The sequence below is a fragment of the Xanthomonas sp. CFBP 8152 genome (genome assembly GCF_014199025.1).
Taxonomy (GTDB): Bacteria; Pseudomonadota; Gammaproteobacteria; order Xanthomonadales; family Xanthomonadaceae; genus Xanthomonas; species Xanthomonas arboricola_B.
In genome coordinates, this window is sequence record NZ_JACHNO010000004.1 from 373,068 (window position 1) to 392,380 (window position 19,313).

At 68.7% G+C, this 19,313-nt stretch carries 14 protein-coding genes; 4 read left to right on the forward strand and 10 right to left on the reverse strand.

What is annotated here, in order from left to right; translation table 11 throughout:
• Positions 1–2 precede the first annotated feature (2 nt).
• From FHT09_RS16845 to FHT09_RS16865, 5 genes are read right to left on the reverse strand one after another with little or no spacing between them, the layout of a single operon-like run.
• A complete protein-coding gene (locus FHT09_RS16845) occupies positions 3–302 on the reverse strand; it encodes an STAS domain-containing protein (protein ID WP_181141390.1) in 300 nt (99 codons plus the stop codon).
• A complete protein-coding gene (locus FHT09_RS16850; protein ID WP_104536569.1) occupies positions 292–954 on the reverse strand; it encodes an ABC transporter substrate-binding protein in 663 nt (220 codons plus the stop codon). Before FHT09_RS16850 ends, FHT09_RS16845 begins: the two co-directional genes overlap by 11 nt.
• Positions 951–1,496 carry an outer membrane lipid asymmetry maintenance protein MlaD gene (mlaD, locus tag FHT09_RS16855; RefSeq protein WP_104606871.1) on the reverse strand — a complete coding sequence of 182 codons (546 nt, stop codon included), beginning with the start codon at positions 1,494–1,496 and terminating at the stop codon, positions 951–953. Before mlaD ends, FHT09_RS16850 begins: the two co-directional genes overlap by 4 nt.
• Before the next feature lie 11 nt (positions 1,497–1,507).
• Positions 1,508–2,257, reverse strand: coding sequence for an MlaE family lipid ABC transporter permease subunit (locus FHT09_RS16860; protein WP_104536567.1), 750 nt, complete (start codon positions 2,255–2,257; stop codon positions 1,508–1,510).
• Complete coding sequence (locus FHT09_RS16865; RefSeq protein ID WP_104606872.1) at positions 2,257–3,051, reverse strand: ATP-binding cassette domain-containing protein; 795 nt, start codon at positions 3,049–3,051, stop codon at positions 2,257–2,259. Before FHT09_RS16865 ends, FHT09_RS16860 begins: the two co-directional genes overlap by 1 nt.
• 235 nt (positions 3,052–3,286) lie before the next feature.
• On the opposite strand from FHT09_RS16865, the gene FHT09_RS16870 reads away from it, so the two are divergent.
• A complete protein-coding gene (locus FHT09_RS16870) occupies positions 3,287–3,574 on the forward strand; it encodes a hypothetical protein (RefSeq protein ID WP_104536767.1) in 288 nt (95 codons plus the stop codon).
• Here FHT09_RS16870 and FHT09_RS16875 read toward each other — a convergent pair.
• From FHT09_RS16875 to FHT09_RS16895, 5 genes are all read right to left on the reverse strand, one after another.
• Positions 3,567–4,145 carry a GNAT family N-acetyltransferase gene (locus tag FHT09_RS16875; RefSeq protein WP_104606873.1) on the reverse strand — a complete coding sequence of 193 codons (579 nt, stop codon included), beginning with the start codon at positions 4,143–4,145 and terminating at the stop codon, positions 3,567–3,569. The two genes, FHT09_RS16870 and FHT09_RS16875, sit on opposite strands and share 8 nt — an antisense overlap.
• 11 nt (positions 4,146–4,156) lie before the next feature.
• Positions 4,157–4,696, reverse strand: coding sequence for a tail fiber protein (locus tag FHT09_RS16880; protein WP_104606874.1), 540 nt, complete (start codon positions 4,694–4,696; stop codon positions 4,157–4,159).
• Positions 4,697–4,756: 60 nt separating this feature from the next.
• Entirely contained in the window at positions 4,757–5,284 is a 528-nt protein-coding gene (locus FHT09_RS16885; RefSeq protein ID WP_104606875.1) for a tail fiber protein, read from the reverse strand.
• A gap of 66 nt (positions 5,285–5,350) precedes the next feature.
• Positions 5,351–5,896, reverse strand: coding sequence for a tail fiber protein (locus tag FHT09_RS16890; RefSeq protein ID WP_104606876.1), 546 nt, complete (start codon positions 5,894–5,896; stop codon positions 5,351–5,353).
• A 118-nt stretch (positions 5,897–6,014) separates the two neighbouring features.
• Entirely contained in the window at positions 6,015–6,245 is a 231-nt protein-coding gene (locus FHT09_RS16895; protein ID WP_181141391.1) for a hypothetical protein, read from the reverse strand.
• Here FHT09_RS16895 and FHT09_RS16900 point away from each other — a divergent pair.
• The 3 genes from FHT09_RS16900 to recB all read left to right on the forward strand — a co-directional run bounded on the left by FHT09_RS16900 (position 6,184) and on the right by recB (position 19,241).
• Positions 6,184–11,466, forward strand: a complete 5,283-nt coding sequence (locus tag FHT09_RS16900; protein ID WP_221230802.1) for a putative Ig domain-containing protein — start codon at positions 6,184–6,186, stop codon at positions 11,464–11,466. The two genes, FHT09_RS16895 and FHT09_RS16900, sit on opposite strands and share 62 nt — an antisense overlap.
• Positions 11,467–11,829: 363 nt before the next feature.
• The gene (gene recC, locus FHT09_RS16905; RefSeq protein WP_104606880.1) at positions 11,830–15,234 is read left to right on the forward strand and encodes an exodeoxyribonuclease V subunit gamma; all 3,405 of its coding nucleotides are present in this window, start codon (positions 11,830–11,832) and stop codon (positions 15,232–15,234) included.
• Entirely contained in the window at positions 15,231–19,241 is a 4,011-nt protein-coding gene (gene recB / locus FHT09_RS16910; RefSeq protein WP_184417039.1) for an exodeoxyribonuclease V subunit beta, read from the forward strand. The genes recC and recB overlap by 4 nt, the downstream gene beginning before the upstream one ends.
• The last annotated feature ends 72 nt before the right edge of the window (positions 19,242–19,313 follow it).

Consider the following 19,313-nt stretch of genomic DNA (forward strand, 5'->3'; position numbering starts at 1 on the left):
ACTCAGGCCTGGAAATCGAAAGTAGGGGACAAACGGTAGGCGGCACGCAATTCGTCCAGACCGGACGCTTCGCCCACCACCGTGACAGGGCTGGCTGCGGTGCTACGCAGACGCGCAGCCAGTTCGGCCAGCATCGCAACGCCAGCGCTGTCCAGGCGTTGTACACCCGACAGGTCCAGCGTGCGAATGCCGTCCAGCTGTGCGATCGCCTGCGGCCATGCCGCAGTGACCGCGTCGCGGTCGAGCACGCCGGTGAGGACCAGTGTCTCGCCCTTGCGTTGCACGGAGCTGTTACTTGCCATTGGCCGGTGCCGCACCGACCTGCAGATTGCCGCTACGCAACTCTGCGGCAACCTTGGCGATGCCCTTCTCGCGCAGCGGACCGTCGAACTGGGTCTTGAAGGTCTGCACGTAGGAGATGCCTTCGATCATCACATCGAAGATCTTCCACTGGCCACCGACGTTACGCATCATGTAATCGACCGGGGTCGGGTCATTGCCGGCGCGCAGCAGGTCGGTGGACACCTTGACGCCGCGGTTGCCCGGCAACGGGCTCTCGGACTTGGCACGGAAGGTCGGCTTGCCTTCGAAGTTCAGCAACGCGGTGCCGTAACGCTGCATTAGGTTGTCGGCCAGCGCATCGGCGAACAGCTTGACGTCCGCATCGGAAGCACCACGGCCGTTGACGCCCAGCACCAGGCGGGCCGAGTAGTCGCGGTCGAAGGCCTTGTTCAATTCGCCGTTGATGTACTGACGCAGGGCGGCCGGGTTGCTGCGGAACTCGGCGCGGCGCTGATCCAGCGTGCCCAGGATGCGGGTGCTGCTGTCGATGACGGTCTTGGTGGCAGCGCCCTGCGCGGGCGTGCTGGCGGCAGCCGGCTGGGCCAGCACGGTGGCCGGTGCGCACACCAGCAGGGTCGAGGCCAGGATGGCGGAAAGCAGGGTGGTTTTCATTGGTGTGATTCCGTAGAGGGAGAAGCGGTCTGGGCCGGCGCGGGGGCCTGGCCGTCGGTGGCGGCCGGGGCATTGCTGCCACCACCGCCACCACTGAACATGTATTTGCCGACCAGCTGCAGCAGATCCACCGCCGGCTGGGTGAAGCCGATTTCTTCGCCCGGCTTGAGCGTCTCCGGGTCGCCGCCCGGCTGCAGCCCGATATAGCTCTCGCCCAGCAGGCCGCTGGTGAAGATGCCGGCCGAGGTGTCGGCGGGCAGATCCTTGTACTTGTTGTCCAGCGATAGGGTGACCACCGAGTCGAACTTGGTCGGATCCAGGCTGATGTCGGAGACCTTGCCGATGGTGACGCCGCCGATCTTCACCGGCGCCTGCGCACGCAGCTGGCCGATCTGGCTGAAGCGCGCGGTCAACGTGTACTGGCTGGACCCGAAGCCCCAGCGCTGGTTGGTCGAAGCCACCGCCAGCACCAGCAGCGAGGCCAGGGTCAGCAGCAGAAAGGCGCCGACGGCGAATTCGAGTCGTGGTCCACGCATGGCCATAGTTATTCCACTCACCTAAACAACATTGCAGAAAGGACGAAGTTGAACATCAGCACCAGCAGTGAGGCGTTCACCACCGCACGGGTGGTGGCGATCGAGGTGCCTTCGATGGTCGGCTCGGCGTGGAAGCCCACGTAGGCGGCGACCAATGCGGCCGTGCCGCCGAAGATCGCCGACTTGAGCATCGCCACACCGAAGTCGTCCCAGAAGTCCACGCTGTTGCTCAACCCCGACCAGAATGTGCCGTTGTCGATGCCCAACACGTGTACGGCCTCGAAGTAGCCGCCGGTAATGGCCAGCGAGCAGAACACGCCGGTCAGCAACGGCACCGTCAGCACCGCCGCCCAGAAGCGCGGTGCCACCGCCTTGGCGACCGGGTCGATGGCCATCAGCTCCAGCGCCTTGATCTGGTCGGTGGCGCGCATCAGGCCAAGCTCGGCCGCGATCGAACTGCCGGCGCGGCCAATGAACAACAGCGCGGTCAGCACCGGTGCCAGCTCGCGGTACAGCGACAGTCCCAGCAAGGTGGACAGCGCATCCGACGCACCGTAGGTGGTCAGCGTGCGGTAGCCCTGCAGGGTCAGCACCAGGCCGACGAAGGCGCCGCCAACGGCGATGATTGGCAGCGAGCGCGCGCCGACCTTGTAGATCTCGCGCACCAGCTCGGCGATGAAGTCGCGCGTGGGCACCGAGCCGCGCAGCACGGTCAGCGAGAACAGCCCGGCGCGGCCGAAGGCGCGGATCGACTCGACCATGCCCATCAGGCAGCACTCCGGTCGCGCCGCGGCGCCGCATCGAAGGCGATCGGGCCATCCGGCTGGCCATGCAGGAACTGCTGCACCAGCGGATCGGTGCTGTCCTGCAATTGCTCGGGCGTGCCGGCGAACACGATGCCGCCATTGGCGATCACCACCGCCTGGTCGCTGATCGGCAGGGTTTCGTGCACATGGTGACTGACGATGATGCTGGTCAGACCAAGGCTGTCGTTGAGGCGCTGGATCAGGCTCATGATCACGCCCGAGGCGATCGGGTCCAGCCCGGTCAACGGTTCGTCGTAGATCATCAGCGGCGGGTCCAGTGCCAGCGCACGCGCCAACGCCACACGCCGCGCCATGCCGCCGGACAACTCGCGCGGCCAGGCATCGGCGGCCGCGAGCAGGCCCACCGCATGCAGCTTCATCTGTACCAGGCGCTGCAGCACTGGCGCCGGCAGGCGCGTATGCGTACGCAGCGGCAGCGCGACATTGTCGGCCACGCTCAGGTCGGTCAGCAGGCCATTGCCCTGCAGCAGTACGCCGACATTGCGACGCATCTCCAGCAATGCACGGTTGCCACGCGGGATTTCCTCGCCGAACAGGGTGACCGTGCCGGCGACCGGACGCAGCTCGCCGGTCAATGCGGCCAGCAAAGTGGACTTGCCGCTACCGGAAGGACCGAGCACGGCCGTGATGCTGCCGCGTGGCACCTCAAGCGAGACGTCGCGCAGGATCGTGCGACCGCCGCGATCGATGCGGACACCGGACAACTGCACGACAGGGGATGCGGACGCCGTCATCGAAGCCTTTAACAGAATTCCAACGCGATAGAGTAACCGTCACACGGCTGAACATAACCGAACCGGCGCGTGCAGTATTGTCGCATGACGCCTGTACTGCAGCAGACGCAGTACGGCTGATACGTGTGCAACAAGCCGTCTCATGCATGACGCAACGCAATCTTCGAACGCATGGGTGTTGTGGCAGGGATGCCCTATGTGGATGATCGGATTCCCTGCCGACCATGAGCACAAAATGGACTTACTGACCCTGGAGCACTTTGCAGGCAGCGTCAACGACACGTTCTCGGCCGCATTGAACGAAGGCGAGGTTCCATTCGTGCTGGTCGAGGCGCGCGCGCTGCCCACCACGCACGCGGTACATCGCGCGCCGTTTTCGCTATTGTTCCGCAACAGCTCGGCATTTCTGTTTCCGCAACAGATCTATCAGCTGCGGCACACGCGGCTGGGCGAAGTTGGAGTGTTTCTGGTGCCGGTGGCGCGTGAGCGCGATGGTTTTCTGTATCAGGCGGTTTTCAACTGAACTCATCCGCAGCTGCGGATTCGGCACAACGCCACTGCATCGCAAGATGCATGTCGTTGGACTCGCTGGCGATAAATCCCAGACGCTGATACAGGCGCCGCGCCGCAAGATTGGTATGCAGCACATGCAGCGATAATGGACACCTGGCTGCACGCGCCAACGTCTGCGCATGCGCCACCAACGCAGTGCCGATGCCCTGGCCGCGCCAGGCCGGCAGCAGGCTGATATCGACCAGCACGTGCTGCGTCGCGTCGCGCTGTAGGTAGAACCTGCCCAGCGGCGCCTGCGCGGTTTCCACGACCAGGAAGTCGGCATCGGCAAAGTGGGTCAGGTAGTGCGCGTGCTGCAGCGCAAACTGTTGGTCGACAAACGTGCGTTTGGTCGCGTCCGGCCATGGCACCGCTGCCAGCTCGGCGCTGCGGGTGCACGCATACAGATCGCGCAGCCATGGCAGGTCGGCAGCGTTCGCTGCGCGTAGCCGGACGCCGCGCGCGTGCAGGACCGGCGGTTGTGCGATGGGCGCATGCCGTTGCGGAAAGGGCAGCGCGGGAAAGCCGGCGGCGGCGGACATTGCCCTTCGCCTCAGCCGAATGCCGGGTAATCTCCGGACAGGGCGATGCAGAAGTTCACCGCAAGATAGGGCTGCTGGTTTTCATGCGCCAGCCCATTGCCGGTCGGCAGCAATGCCGTCGGCGAGAATTGCGTCTCGGGCTGCTGCACGGTGGCAAATGGACGTGCGGTGGTGCTGCCCAGCGACGACAGCGCTGCGCCATTGGCGGGCGTGCCGCTCTTCTTGGTCTGATCCGATTGCGAGAACGCGCTGATGCTGTGCTGGTGGGGCGGGATCTGCGTGCTCAGCAGGCTCACCCCGGCAGTGCCGAACGTGTTGCCACGCTGCCGGTTGCTCAATCCGCCACCCAGGCCTTGCTCGCAGCCGGCGCGCGCGCAGAAGTTGGGCAACTGGAACGTACTGGAGCCGTTGCCGCCATAGGCCACACCCAGCAGCGAGTACAGCACGGTGTTCTGCGTAATCGGCAATGTTGCGCCGTTGCACAGCGCCCAGCCGACGGGATTGAAATCGAAGCCGAACAGCTGGATTTCGCCGATGTATGGTTCGGTCATGAGCGGATTCCTTCGATGGGGCGGATGCGTGCCGCAGCGATTCGGTCGCGGCGCATGGGATCAGGCCTGTTGCGGGAAGATGCCGGTGGTGGCGATGCAGTACTGCACCGTCAACGTGGGCATGGTGTTCTCGTGCGGTTGGCCGCCGCCGGCGATCGTGGTCGATGGCGTGGCCATCGGCACTGCAGTGGCGCCGGTGGTGTCGGTCACGTAGAACACGTCGCCGCTGACTGCGGCGGGCAGCAGCCCGGACGGCGCGGTCGCCGTGGCCGCGGCCGTGGTGGCGACCAGCGTGTGCGTGTGCGCCGGCATCTGCAGTCCGGTCAACGCCACCGTCTCGGTGCCTGCGCGCTGGGCGATGACATAGTTGCTCAGCCCGGGTCCCTGGCCTTGGTGGAGCGGCACGCGGCCGCGCAGGTCGGGCACCGCGAATGTGTTCTGCCCATCGCCGCCGTAGGTGGTGCCGATCAGCACGAACAGGGTTTCGTATTCGGAGATCGACAGCAGTGTACCGTCGCAGGCCTGCCAGCCCTGGGGGGTGCGGCCGAAGCCGAACAAGCGGATCTCGCCGATGAATGGAGTGCCCATGGTGTCCTTCCTGGTCGGTGATACGCCGCGCGCCGTCGGCACGCCGCGCGCATGAGGTGCGGTTGCCTAGCTGCGCGAGGGGAAGATGCCGGACAGCGCGATGCAGAAATTGAGCGTGGTGTAAGGCTGCAGGTTCGGATGCGGCTGGCTGCCGCCCGCAGTGCCCACCGTCACCGGATTCAGCGCCACCAGCGGCCCGGGTGCCGCATACAACGGCGTCGCCGGCCCCGACGTGCTGGCGTTGTTGGCGAACGAGCGGCCGGCAGGATTGCGGTTGTTGCCTGCGGTGGCGGTGGATTCCAGCAGGTGGCCGTGCGCCGGCAGGTTGCTGGGCAGCAGTGAGACGTTCTCGGCGCCGCCGTTCTGGCCCAGCGTCTGCGGCGAGGGTTGCCAGTTCGGATCGGCCGAAGGCGCGAATCCGATCGGGGTACGTCCGCGCATGTCCGGCAGCGCAAAGTTGGTGCTGCCATTGCCACCGAAGCGGGTGCCAAGCAGGCTGAACAGCGCCTGGTTCTGGTTGACCGGCAATAGCTGGCCGTTGCACTGCGCGAAATACCTTGGAGCGAAAACGAAACCGGTCAACATGATCTGGCCGACAAAAAATTCGCTCATGCGGATTTCCTTCCCGTGAGTGCCACCGTGTGTCGGGGCTGCCGTACAGATACCTGGCGCGTCTGGATTCGGCAAGTTGCGGTCCCGCAAAATCGATGAAGTATTAATATTTCATTCTTTATCTGGCAGTCAGTTCCTGTTCAAATACGCCCGCGATGCCGAAGGGGAAACCCGCTAGGGCGGCATGGCCTTCAGGCACGAGGATCGTTGCCGGCGCCGGGGGGCGCTTTCCAGGGGTGCGGACTGTGATCAAGCAGCGGAATTCTGTAACGGACGCCGGTGGCCGGATGCGTTTTGCCATGATGCTGGCGATGCTCATGGTGGCGATGCTGTTGCCGGCCTGGGCCATGGCAGCGACTTCGCCGTATTGTCCAACCTTGAATGCCTCCGTGGTGCAGGGCGGTTCGGTCGTTATCGACGTCACCAACTGCGACGGCCCGAACAATTTCGGCATCGGCTGGGACGGCGTACAACCGGCGCACGGCACGATCGTGATCAGTTCGCAGAGCGGGTCAGGCACGCAGACCGTCACCTATACGCACAATGGCGATTCGGCCACCAGCGACTCCTTTCCGCTGGCAGACGAAGACGGCGACACCATCACCGTCAACATCACCATTACCCCGGCGCTGTCGGCCAGCATCGCGGTGAGTCCTTCCAGCCGCAACGAAGACAGCGGCGCGTCATTTACCTACACGGTGACCCTGAGCCAGACCAGCAGCTCGGCGACCACGGTCAACCTCAGCAGCAGCGGCACGGCTACCAGCGGCACCGACTACACGGGCGCGCCGGCCAGCATCGTGGTACCCGCCAACGCCACCTCGGCCAGCTTTGCCGTCACCCCGGTCGCCGACACCACTGTAGAGGCCGACGAGACGGTCGTGATCAGCGTGGCCAGCGGCAGCGGCTATGGCATCGGCAGCCCGTCCAGCGCTACCGCCACCATCGTCAATGACGACTTTCCGACCGCATCGATCGCCGTGTCTCCGTCCAGCGTGGCCGAGGACGGTGCGGCCAATCTGATCTACACCGTCACGCTCGACCAGGCCGCGTCGAGCGCGGTGTCGGTTGTCTTCAGCGTTGGCGGCACGGCGACCTCGGGCACTGATTACGCGGCTGTGAGTTCGCCGCTGGTGATCGCCGCCGGCCAGACCAGCGGCACCATCACCATCAATCCCACCGCCGATGCCACCATCGAACCGGACGAGACCGTGGTGCTGACCCTTGCGAGCGGCACCGGCTACAACGTGGGTTCGCCCAACAGCGCCACCGGCACCATCCTCAACGACGACCAGCCGACGCTGTCGATCAACGACGTCTCGGTGAACGAGGGCAATGCCGGCACCACCAATGCCACCTTCACCGTCTCACTCAACCAGCCGGCCGCCACCGGCGGCGTCAGCTTCGATATCGCCACCGCCGATGGCACCGCCACCGCCGGTGTGGACTACGTTGCCTCCAGCCTGACCGGGCAGACCATCCCCGCCGGCAGCAGCAGCGCCACCTTCACCGTACTGATCAACGGCGACACGCTCAGCGAGCCCGACGAGACCTTCTTCGTCAACGTCAGCAACGTCACCGGGGCGAGCGTGGGCGACAGCCAGGGCCAGGGCACGATCGTCAACGACGATGCGCTGCCTGCACTGTCGATCGACGACGTCAGCGTCAACGAAGGCAACAGCGGCACCACCACTGCCACCTTCACGGTGAGCCTGAGTATGGCCAGCGGCCAGACCGTGTCGGTCAATTACGCCACCGCCGATGGCACCGCCACCGCCGGCAGCGACTACGTCGCCCGCTCCGGTACGCTGACCTTCGCGCCGGGCGTCACCGCGCAGGGCGTGGCGATCACCGTCAATGGCGACACTGCGGTCGAATCCAACGAGACCTTCAGCGTCGGCCTGTCCGGCGCCAGCAACGCGAGCATCGCGCGCGCCACCGGTACCGGCACCATCGTCAACGACGACGTGGTGGTGACGGTTGGGCCGGCATCGCTGCCGGCGGCGACCGCGGGCAGCGCCTACAGCCAGACCCTGAGCGCCAGCGGCGGCACCGCGCCGTACACCTTTGCCATCACCGCCGGTGCGTTGCCGGCTGGGTTGACCCTGAGCGCTGCCGGCGTGCTGTCCGGCACGCCCACCGCCAGTGGCAGCTTCAATTTCACCGCGACCGCCACCGATAGCGGCGGCAGCCCCACCAGCGGCAACCGTGCCTACACGCTGACCGTGGCCGTGGCGACGACGACCTTGCCGGCGACCAACCTGCCGGCCGGCACCGCAGGCCAGGCCTATTCGAGCGCGCTCAATCCGGCGACCGGCGGCGTTACGCCTTACACCTACGCCGTCACCGCCGGTGCCCTGCCGGCGGGCATCACGCTCAACGGCAGCAGCGGCGCCCTGACCGGCACCCCCGGCAGCGTGGGCAGCTTCACCTTCAGCGTGACCGCCACCGACAGCACCACAGGCACGCCGTCGCAGGCCACGCGCGGCTACACGTTGACCATCGCCGCGCCGCCGATCGTGGTCGCGCCGTCCACGCTGCCGGCCGCCACGCGCGGCACGGCCTACAGCCAGGTGCTAAGCGCCAGCGGCGGCACCGCGCCGTACACCTACGCGCTCGCCAGCGGCACGTTGCCGGCCGGTATCACCCTGGCCAGCAACGGCACGCTGTCGGGCACCGCCACGGTGGAAGGCAGCTTCAACTTCACAGTGACCGCGACCGATGCGGGCAGTTTCACCGGCAATCAGGCCTATGCACTGACCGTGGCCGGCCCGAACCTGGCGCTGCCGGCCAGCACCTTGCCGGCAGGCACGGCCGGGCAGGGGTACTCCGCGGCGATCACGCCGGCCACCGGCGGCACTGCGCCCTACAGCTACGCATTGACCGGCGGCGTCCTGCCGGCGGGTGTGGTCGTGGATGCGGCGACCGGCGCCCTCAGCGGCACGCCGACCGTGGCGGGCACGTTCAACTTCACCCTGACCGTGTCCGACAGCACGCCAAGCCCGGCGGCGCAGGCCAGCCGCAGCTACACGCTGACCATCGCTGCACCTGTGGTCGTGATCGCGCCCACCGCGCTGCCGGCCGCCACGCGTGGCACGGCCTACAGCCAGGTGCTGAGCGCCAGCGGCGGCACCGCCCCGTACACCTACACGCTCGCCAGCGGCACGTTGCCGGCCGGTATCACCCTGGCCAGCAACGGCACGCTGTCGGGCACCGCCACGGTGGAAGGCAGCTTCAACGTCACCGTGACCGCGACCGACGCGAACGCCTTCACCGCTGCGCAGGCCTATGCACTGACGGTGGCCGGCCCGAACCTGGTGCTGCCGGCCAGCACCTTGCCGGCAGGCACGGCCGGGCAGGCGTATGCGGCGACGATTGCCCCGGCCGCCGGCGGCACAGCGCCTTACAGCTACGCACTGACAGCAGGCGCATTACCCAATGGCGTTGTGCTCGACGCTGCGACCGGCGGGCTCAGCGGCACGCCGACCTTGTCCGGCACGTTCAACTTCACCCTGACCGCGACCGACAGCACGCCCAGCCCCGCCGCCCAGGCCAGCCAGCGCTATGCGGTCACCATTGCAGCGGCGACGCTGGTGCTGGCGCAACCGACCCTGCCACCGGCGGTGCGCGGCAGCGCGTACAACCAGGTGCTCACGGCCAGTGGCGGCATTGCGCCCTATCGCTACAGCATCGCCAGCGGCACGCTGCCGGCCGGCCTGACGCTGGCCAGCGACGGCACGCTGTCGGGCACGCCGACGACGCAGGGCACCTCGGCCTTCACCATCGCGGTGGCCGATGCCGGCAATGCCAGCGCCACCCAGGCCTACAGCTTCACGGTGAACGATGCGGCGCCGGTGGCGGTGGCGGATGTGGCGGCCACCATGAGCGATGCTGCGGTGACGGTGGCGGTGACCGCCAACGACACCGGCAACATCACGGCGATCGCCATTGCCGCTGCGCCCACCAACGGCACCGCCGTGGTCAACGGGCTGGAGCTGGTCTACACGCCGGCCGCCGGTTTCGTCGGCACCGATGTGGTGAGCTACACGGTCACCGGTAGCGGCGGCACCTCGGCGGCGGCCACGTTGACCATTGCGGTCAATGCGCGGCCGGTCGCGGTGTCGGTCGCTGCTGCGGCAGTGCCGGGCGAGGCGCAACAGGTCGACCTGACCCGCAATGCCACTGGCGGGCCGTTCGTGGCGGCCGCCGTGGTCGCGGTGCTGCCTGCGTCGGCCGGTACCGCCACCATCACCCGTGTCGGCGGTGCCTCGGCAGCGGCCCGTGCGTCCGGCCCATCGCCAGCGGCGGTTGTCGACGGACCCACCTTCACCCTGACCTTTACGCCCAACCCGGCCTTTGTCGGCCAGGCCACGGTGCAGTTCACCTTGTCCAATGCGTATGCCACCTCGGTGCCGGCCAACGTGGTGTTCACCATCGCGCCGCGTCGCGACCCAAGCGTGGATGCGGAAGTGCGTGGCCTGATCGATGCGCAGTCCGAGTCCACGCGGCGTTTTGCGCGGGCGCAGATCGACAACTTCCAGCGCCGTCTGGAAGCCACCCATCGCGGCGGCGGCACCTTCAGCAACGCGGTGAGCTTCCAGCCGACCTCGCATTGCCGTCAGGCCGACCGCGGCATCAGTGCGCAGCCCTGCAGCCCGGACACGCAGGAGGCCGACAACGACTTCCGCGATGCGCCGGCAGTGGCCAGCAGCGGCAACAGCGCTGCGCAGGGCCAGGGCGATCTGGGGCTGTGGGTGGGCGGTGCGATCCGCTCGGGCAGCCTGGACACGCAGTCCAACAGCAACGGGGTGGACTTCCAGACCGACGGCCTGAGCGTGGGCGCCGATTACCGGGTGGCGCAGTCGCTGGCGATCGGTGCGGGCCTGGGGTGGGGCCGTGACGACAGCGATGTGGGCAGGAACGGCAGCCACTCCAAGGCCGCCGCCTACACCATGGCGTTGTATGCCAGCTTCCATCCGGGCAAGGCGTTCTTCTTCGACACCCTGGTCGGCTACCAGCTGCTGTCCTACGACCTGCGCCGCTATGTCACCGACGACGCCTCGATGGCCGAAGGCAGCCGCGACGGCAAGCAGTGGATCGCCTCGCTGTCCACCGGTGCGGACCTGCAACGCGGCGAGCTGCAGATCACCCCGTATGCGCGTGTGGATGTGGCGCGCGCCACGCTGGATGGCTATGTCGAGGATGGCGTGGCGCCGTTCGCGCTGCGCTATGACGACATGGACGTGGCCACCACCACCGGCAACCTGGGTCTGCGCCTGGAATGGCGCCGCGAAGTGGCCTGGGGCCGGCTGACCCCGCAGTTGCGCGTGGAATATCAGCGCGACTTCCAGGGCCGCGGCGATGCCACGCTGAGCTATGCCGATCTGAACGGCGGGCCGTTCTACCGCGCAGGCCAGAGCGCGTTCGATCGCAACCGCCTGATGGTCGGCATCGGCGCGGCGTTGCTGACCGAGCAGGGCCTGTCGACGCGGCTGGAATACCGCGGCATCACCGATGGCGACAGCAACAACGACCAGACCTGGATGATCAACCTGGAAAAGAAATACTGATCGTCTCCAGCGTCCTGCATCAGGCCAATGCGATGGGCCGGGCGAACATCCCGGCCCATCGCTTTTTGTGATGCCGCTGCAGGGGTATTGGATAGCGGCGCCGGCGCTCTGCTGCGCGTTGGTCGACGGTGGCTCGCAAAGACACCGCCGGGCGCAGCGGCCGCGCTGCATCGAGGGCACTCCGCAACCCGGTCGCGCCTGCTGCATGTGAGTGGAATCAACTCCGCAGCGCGTCGGCCGTCGATCGCCAAGGTCGGCCTCGCGCTTGCCCACCCAGTACGGCCCGAACACGGCGCCGATCGCTACATGCCGATTCTGGGCAAACAGCGCAGTACGGTCGCATCCGGCACAATGCACGCACGCATGCACGCCACTTCCGCGCCCGATTTCCGCCTCTATCCCTCCAATGCGCTGGATACGCTGGCTGCCTTGCTCGCACAGGAGCTGCGCCGGCCGGTGCCGGAGCAGCCGTTGCTGCAGCCGGAGGTGGTGCTGATTCCGCAGGTGGCGATGCGGCGCTGGTTGCAGTCCACGCTGGCGGCCGAGCACGGGGTGGCGGCGAACCTGGAATTCCTCACTCCCGGCGAATTCGTCGCGCGCGCGCTGGAATGCAATCTCGGCCCGGCCGACGACGATCTGGACATGGCCACCACGCAGTGGCGCCTGTATGCCGCGTTGCAGGCCGATCTGGGCAGCGATGCGGCGCTGGCGCCGTTGTCCGGTTATCTGTCCGATGGCGATGCGCTCAAGCCCTGGGCGCTGGCCGGCGAGTTGGGCAACGTGTTCGAGAAGTACCAGGCCTGGCGACGCGACTGGTTGCTGCGCTGGGAAGGCGGCGCCGACCCCGATGATCCGCAGGCGCGCCTGTGGCGCAGCATCGCCGCCGGCCGGCAATACCGCGCGCGCCGCATCGGCCAGTATCTGGACCGCTACGCACGCCCGGACGGTCCGCTGCCGCAGGGCCTGCCCAGGCGCCTGTTCGCCTTCGCCATCTTGAATATCTCGCCCGACGTGCTGCGCGTGCTGGCCACGCAGGCGCGCGTGGGCACGCTGCATTTCTATCTGCCCACGCCCACGCAAGGTTACTGGGGCGACCTGCAGACCCTGTGGCAGCGCCGTCGCGAAGACGGTGCGGTGCAGCTGTTTGCCGAGCAGGTGCAGGAGAACCCGCTGCTGCAGGCCTGGGGCGCGGCCGGGCGCGACTTCATGGCGTTGGTCGGCGACTACGAGGTGGTGCACCCGCTGGCCGAGATCGCCGCCTATGCCGACCCGCTGGAATCCGGCCGCCGCGCACTGGCCGCCGGCGGCCTGGGCGACAGCCTGCTGCGGCGCATGCAGAGCGACCTGTTCCATCGCCGCGCGCCCAGCGTGCCTGCAGTGTTGCCGGCGGTGAATCTGCACGACCCCAGCCTGCAGGTGCATGCCTGCCACACCCGCCTGCGCGAGCTGCAGGTGCTGCACGACCAGCTGCGCGCCTTGCTCGACGATGCGCGCTTCGACCCGCCGCTGCAGCCGCGCGAGATCGCGGTGCTGTCGCCAAATATCGACCCGTACGTGCCGTACCTGGATGCGGTGTTCGGCAGCCACGGCAACGACGACGCGCTGCCCTATGCGCTGGCCGATGCCAGCCCGTTGGCCAGCGAGCCGCTGGCCGAAGTGTTCCTCACCTTGCTCGGCCTGCCGATCGCACGCTTCGGCCTGCACGAAATTCTCGATTTGCTCGCCAGTGCGCCGATCGCCGAGGCCGCCGGCCTGGACGAAGCCGGGCTGGAACGTCTGCGCGGCTGGCTGCATGCGGCCGGCGCGCGCTGGGGGCTGGACGCGGCGCATCGGCGCCAGCACCAGGCACCGAGCGACGACGCCTACACCTGGCGCTTCGCGCTGGACCGGCTGCTGCTCGGCCATGCCAGCGGCGCCGATGAGGAGATCGAGGGCGTGGCGCCCTGGCCGCAGCTGGAAGGCAGCGCGTTGGCCGCACTCGATATCCTGTTGAAGCTGCTGCGCGTGCTCGAACGTCACCAGTCCGTGCTGGCCGACGCGATGACGCCGGTCCAGTGGCGCGAGCGTCTGCTCGGCCTGCTGGAGGCGTTGATTCCGAAGGCGCCGTCGGCACCGCGGGCGCAGCGCGCGCTGGATCGGCTGCGCACATTGATCGATCAATTCGCCCGCGATGCGGTGCGCGCCGACTACGCCGGCAACGTGCCGGCCGAGGTGGTGCGCGCGCACTTTGCTGCGGTGCTGGGCGAATCGGACACGCGTGCGCCGCTGCTCACCGGCGGCATCAGTTTCGGCCGCATGGTGCCGATGCGCCTGCTGCCGTTCCGCGTGATCTGCCTGCTCGGCATGAACGATGGCGACTTCCCGCGTCGCGACCCGGCCGCCGGACTCAATCGCCTCACCGCCGAACTGGGCACCGAACGTCGCCGGCACGGCGATCGTTCAACCCGCGAGGACGACAGGTTCCTGTTTTTGCAGTTGTTCGCCTCTGCGCAGGAGGTGTTCTACCTGAGCTATCTCGGCGCCGATGCGCGCGATGGCAGCGCGCGCGAACCGTCGGTGCTGGTCAGCGAACTGCTGGGCAGCGCCGCGCAGTACCACGCCGACCCGCAGGCGATCGCCAGGCTGGTGGTGGAGCACCCGTTGCAGCCATTCGCCGCCGCCGCCTTCGGCGCGCCGGGCGATCACGGCGCCGACCCGCGCCGTTTCAGTTATCGCCGCCAATGGCGACCGTCGGTGGACAGCCTGGTCGGCCAGCGCCAGCCGCTCGCGCCGTGGGTGGCCGGTGCGTTGCCGGCCGATGACAGCGCGGTGCCGGGCAGCGTTTCGATCGACGACTTGCGCCGCCTGTTTTCCGACCCGGCCGGGCAGTTCCTGCGTCATCGTCTGGGCATGCGGTTGCCCGACCCGGCCGGCGAAGACAGCGATCTCGAACCGCTGCTCGCGCCCACGCGTGGGCTGGACCAGTACGGCCTGCAACAGCAGGTGTTCGACGCCACACTGGCCGGCGACACCGAGCGGCTTTACGAGCGTCTGCGCGCGCGCGCGCTGCTGCCGTCCGGGCCGCTGGGGCGTCGTCAGCTCGACGAGCGGGTGGCGCAACTGCGTCCGTATGCCGAGGCCTTCCGGCAATGGCGCGGCGAGGCGCCGGTCGAGTCGCGCCGGCTGCAGGTGCAGATCGGCCAGACCGAGGTACATGGCCGCGTGCCCGGCTGGTATGCGAGCGGGGTAGGGCGGGTGCAGGTCGGCGCGCTCAGCGGCCGCAGCGCGATCCGCCACGGTCTGGAATGGCTGCTGCTGCGCGCTGCCGGCGAACACGCACCGTACGTGCGCTTCTTCGAACACGACGACGGCCTTGGCCCGCATCCCATCGACCCCGACCCGCTGTCGCAGACGCAGGCGCAAACCGCGTTGGCCGCACTGCTGCAGGTGTATCGGCACGGCCTGCAGGCGCCGCTGGCGTTCGCGCCCTACAGCAGCTGGAAATACCACCAGGCCGCGCGCGGCGACGACCTGGACAAGGCCATCAAGGACGCCGCCGGGCAGTGGCAGTCCAGCTTCGGCTGGAGCGAATCGCACAGCCCGGAGCTGCGCCTGGTCAACCGCGGCCGCGACCCGTTCGCCGATGCGCAGCGCTTCGCCGAGTTCGCCGTCACCAGCCATCGCGTGTACGACCTGCTCGAGCGCGGCCATGCCGATGCCACGCTGGAGCCGCAGCGTCTGATCGAGAGCTGGCGCCACTGGCACGGCGCGCAGGAGGAGGCCGAATGAGCGCCGGCCCGGTCACCGACCCGTACCTGCACCTGCCATTGCATGGCGTGCGCCTGATCGAGGCCAGCGCCGGCACCGGCAAGACCTTCACCCTGGCCACCCTGTTCACCCGGCTGGTGGTCGAGCGCGGCCTGCGCATCGGCCAGATCCTCGCAGTGACCTTCACCGAGGCCGCCACCCAGGAACTGCGCCGCCGCATCCGCGAACGCCTGGTCCTGGCCGCAACCCTGGTCCCCGATGCCCCATCGCCTTTCGTAGGAGCGGCCCAGGCCGCGACCGCGACCGAGCAAGCCGCAACGCAGGCACCCGGCAATCCATCTGCCTCTGTAGGAGCGGCCCCGGCCGCGACCGACCTTCCCGACGAGCTGTCGCGGCCGGGGCCGCTCCTACAGGAACCGCCCGACGTCCTGCTTACCCGCGCCCTGCTCACCACGCACCTGGCCACCGGCACCGAGACACCGGCCGCCCTGCGCCGCCGCCTGCAACAGGCGGTGGAAGAAATCGACCTGGCCGCGGTGTTCACCATCCACGGCTTCTGCGCGCGCGTACTGCGCGAGCACGCGCTGGAAAGCGGCCAGGCCTTCGCCGCGCCGGAACTGCTCGCCAACGACCGCGAACTGCTCGGCGAAGTCGCCGCCGATCTGTGGCGCCAGCGCGCCGCCGATGCGGCGATGGCCGAAGACCTGATCGCGCTGTGGTCGGGCGGCCCCGAGGCATTGGCCAGCGATCTGCGCGCGCTGGTGCGCCATCCAACGCTGCTGCCGGCGGCTGCCACGACGACCGACGATTCCGCTGCGCTGCTGCAGGCCGTGCAAGTCGCCAGCACCGCAATGGCGGCCGCATTCCAGGCGCACGGCACCGCGTTTTTCGACACCCTCATGGCCGCCATCGACGGCGGCATCCTGAGCAAGGTCAGCTACAAACCCGAGTGGCTGACCTCGCTGTGGCATTGGTTCGACAGCTTCGCCGCCGCGCCATCGGTCAACACCGCGCCGCACCCCAAGCTGGTCAAGTTGACCGCCGCGGAACTGGCGGCCGGCACCAACAAGAAGTTCGTCGAGCGCACGCCGGCCTCGCCGCTGAGCCACGAAATCGACGGTTACCTCACCGCGCTGGCCCGCGTCGAAGCATGGCGCAGCCGTCGCCGCATCGGCCTGCTGCACGCCTTGCGCGAGGACGCCATCGCACGGCTCGCCCTGCTCAAGCGCCAGCGCCGGGTGCAGACCTACGACGACCTGGTCGACGGCGTCGCGCACGCACTGGAAGGCGCGCAGGCGCAGGCCCTGGTCACACGACTGCGCGCGCAATACGCCATCGCGCTGGTGGACGAATTCCAGGACACCGACGACCGCCAGTGGGCGATCTTCTCCAACGTGTTCGGCGAAGGCCCGCTCGCACGCGCTGCCGGCCTGGCGCCGGCGCTGTTTTTGATCGGCGACCCCAAGCAGGCCATCTACGGTTTCCGCGGCGGCGACGTGCGCACCTATCTGGCCGCTGCGGTCACTGCCGAACTCGCCCCGCCGCTGAGCCACAACTTCCGCTCGCGCCCCGGCGTGCTGGCGGCCATCGACGCGCTGTACGCGCAGGCCGGCTATACCGATGCCTTCCTCACCGACGGCATCGCCTTCCACCCGGTGCAGCCCGGCACCAAGCGGGCGGATGCCGACCTGCAACACGATGGCGCCACCGCCCCGGCGCTGACGCTGTGGCGCGCCCCGGAACCGCCGCCGCCAAGCAAGGGCAAGCCCAAACCCTGGAGCGCCGGCCGCGCCCGCGAGCTGGCCACCGCCGCCTGCGTGGCGGCGATCCGCGGCTGGCTGGCCGGTGGGCGCGACGGCAGCGCCACCATCAACGCGCGCCCGGTGCAGGCCGGCGATATCGCCGTGCTGGTCCGCAGCCACGGCGAGGCCACGCGCATGCAACAGGCGTTGGGCGCGGTGGGAATTCCGGCGGTCGCCGCAGGCAAGCAGAGCCTGTTCGCCACCGACGAGGCGCTGGAACTGCTGGCCCTGCTGCAGGCCTTGCTCGACCCCGGCGACGACAGCCGCCTGCGCGCCGCCCTGGCCACCGTGCTGATCGGCGCGGACGCCGCCGCCATCGCCGCGCTCGCACACGATGGCGAGCGTCACCGCCGCTGGCAGCAACAGGCGCTGGACTGGCGCGAGCGCTGGCAACGCGGCGGCCCGCTGGCCTTGATCGGCGAGCTGGGCGCCGCGCACGGGCAACGCCTGCTCGCCCTGGTCGATGGCGAACGCCGCCTCACCAACTACCTGCAACTGGCCGAACTGCTGCAGGAAGCCGACGCCCGCGCGCTCGGCCCGCATGGCCTGGTCGACTGGCTGTCGCGGCGCATCGCCAATGCCGACGACAACGACGAAGCCCAGCAGCTGCGGCTGGAATCGGACGCGCGCCGCGTGCAGATCGTCACCCTGCACAAGAGCAAGGGCCTGGAGTATCCGCTGGTGTTCCTGCCGTACATCGGCATCGGCCGCAGCGACAAGGGTGCCGGCCGTCACTGCGTGGTGCACGCGCCCGAGCTCGGCCGCCAGATGCATTGGAAGACTGATAAAGACGATCCAACCTGGAGCGCCGCCGAAGCGGCCTGGAAGCAGGAACAACGCGCCGAGGACGCGCGCCTGCTCTATGTCGGCCTGACCCGCGCCGAGCACGCGCTGTGGATCGCCAGTGGCCCGTTCCACCAGCACGAGCGCACCGCCTTGTCCGGCATGCTGCGCGCGCTCGACGCGCTGCAAGGCGCGGCCGGCGAGGGCGCGGTGGTGGTCGACACGTCCACGCCGCCGGCCACCCTGCCGCGCCTGCCGCCACCGATCGAGGCGCAGGTGCCGCCCGCGCGCAACCCGCAGCGGCATATCGCACCCGAGTGGTGGGTCTACAGCTTCACTCAGCTGGCCAATGCCGATGCCGGCGCCGCCACCGACCCGATGGCCAGCGCCACGGTGGTCGGCAGCGGCGGCAGCGACGAGCCGTCCGGCAGCGAGGCGATCGCGGTGGCCGCAGAGGTCGACACCTTCGACCCGCGCTTTGCCGGCAACCGTTTCGGCGTGGTGATGCACGACGTGTTCGAGCGCTGCGACTTCGCCGTCTGGCAGGCCTGGCGCCCCGGCCTGCCCGCACCCGAGGGCCAGGCCGCCGCCATCCTCGAGGCGCTGCAACGCGGCGGCTACGCCGAGAAGGACTGGGACGACGGCCTGGCCATGCTCACCACGTTGATCGGCCACACCCTCACCGTCGCCCTGCCCGAAGGCACCACCCTGGCCGCCGTGCCGGAGTCGCAGCGCCGCAACGAGATGGAATTCCACTTCGCCATGCGGCCCACCCGCGTCGAGGCACTGCTGGCACTGCTGCACCGGTTTGGCGTGGTCGGCGAGCGCCAGGCCTTCGGCGCGCGCCAGCGCCTGGAAGGCCTGATGACCGGCCTGATCGACCTCACCTACACCGTGGACGGGCGCTGGTACGTGCTCGACTACAAGTCCAACCGCCTGCCCAGCTACGACGCCGACGCCCTGGCCCGCGCCATGGCGCACAGCGAGTACGAATTGCAGGCGCTGATCTACACCGTCGCGCTGCACCGCTGGCTGCGCTTCCGCCTGGGCCAGGCCTACGACTACGCCCGTGACTTCGGCGGCGTGCGCTACCTGTTCTGCCGCGGCCTGGACGCCACTCGCAACCCCGCATCAGACCCCGGCTCCAACCCTGCTCGCAACGCCGAGGCCAACCCCGGCTCCGACCCCGCCAGCAGCGCTGCAACCGACCCCGGCGCCGACCGCGCCCGCGATGCCGAGGCCAACCCAGGCGCCGACCCTGCCCGCAACGCCGTAGCCGACCCTGGCGCCGACCGCGCCAGCGACGCCATGTCCGACACGCCCGCACCCGGCATCCACGCCTGGCGCTTCGATCCGGCGCTGGTCCAAGCCCTGGACGCCCTGTTCGCCGGCAGTGCCCCGGAGCCGACATCCAGCAACCCAGGCACGCCCGATGCCCGCTAGCGCACAGCCCCTTACCGCTGACGCACCAAAGCCCCGCTCCCCCCGGGGCGATAAGGCACTGGTTGCGCGCCA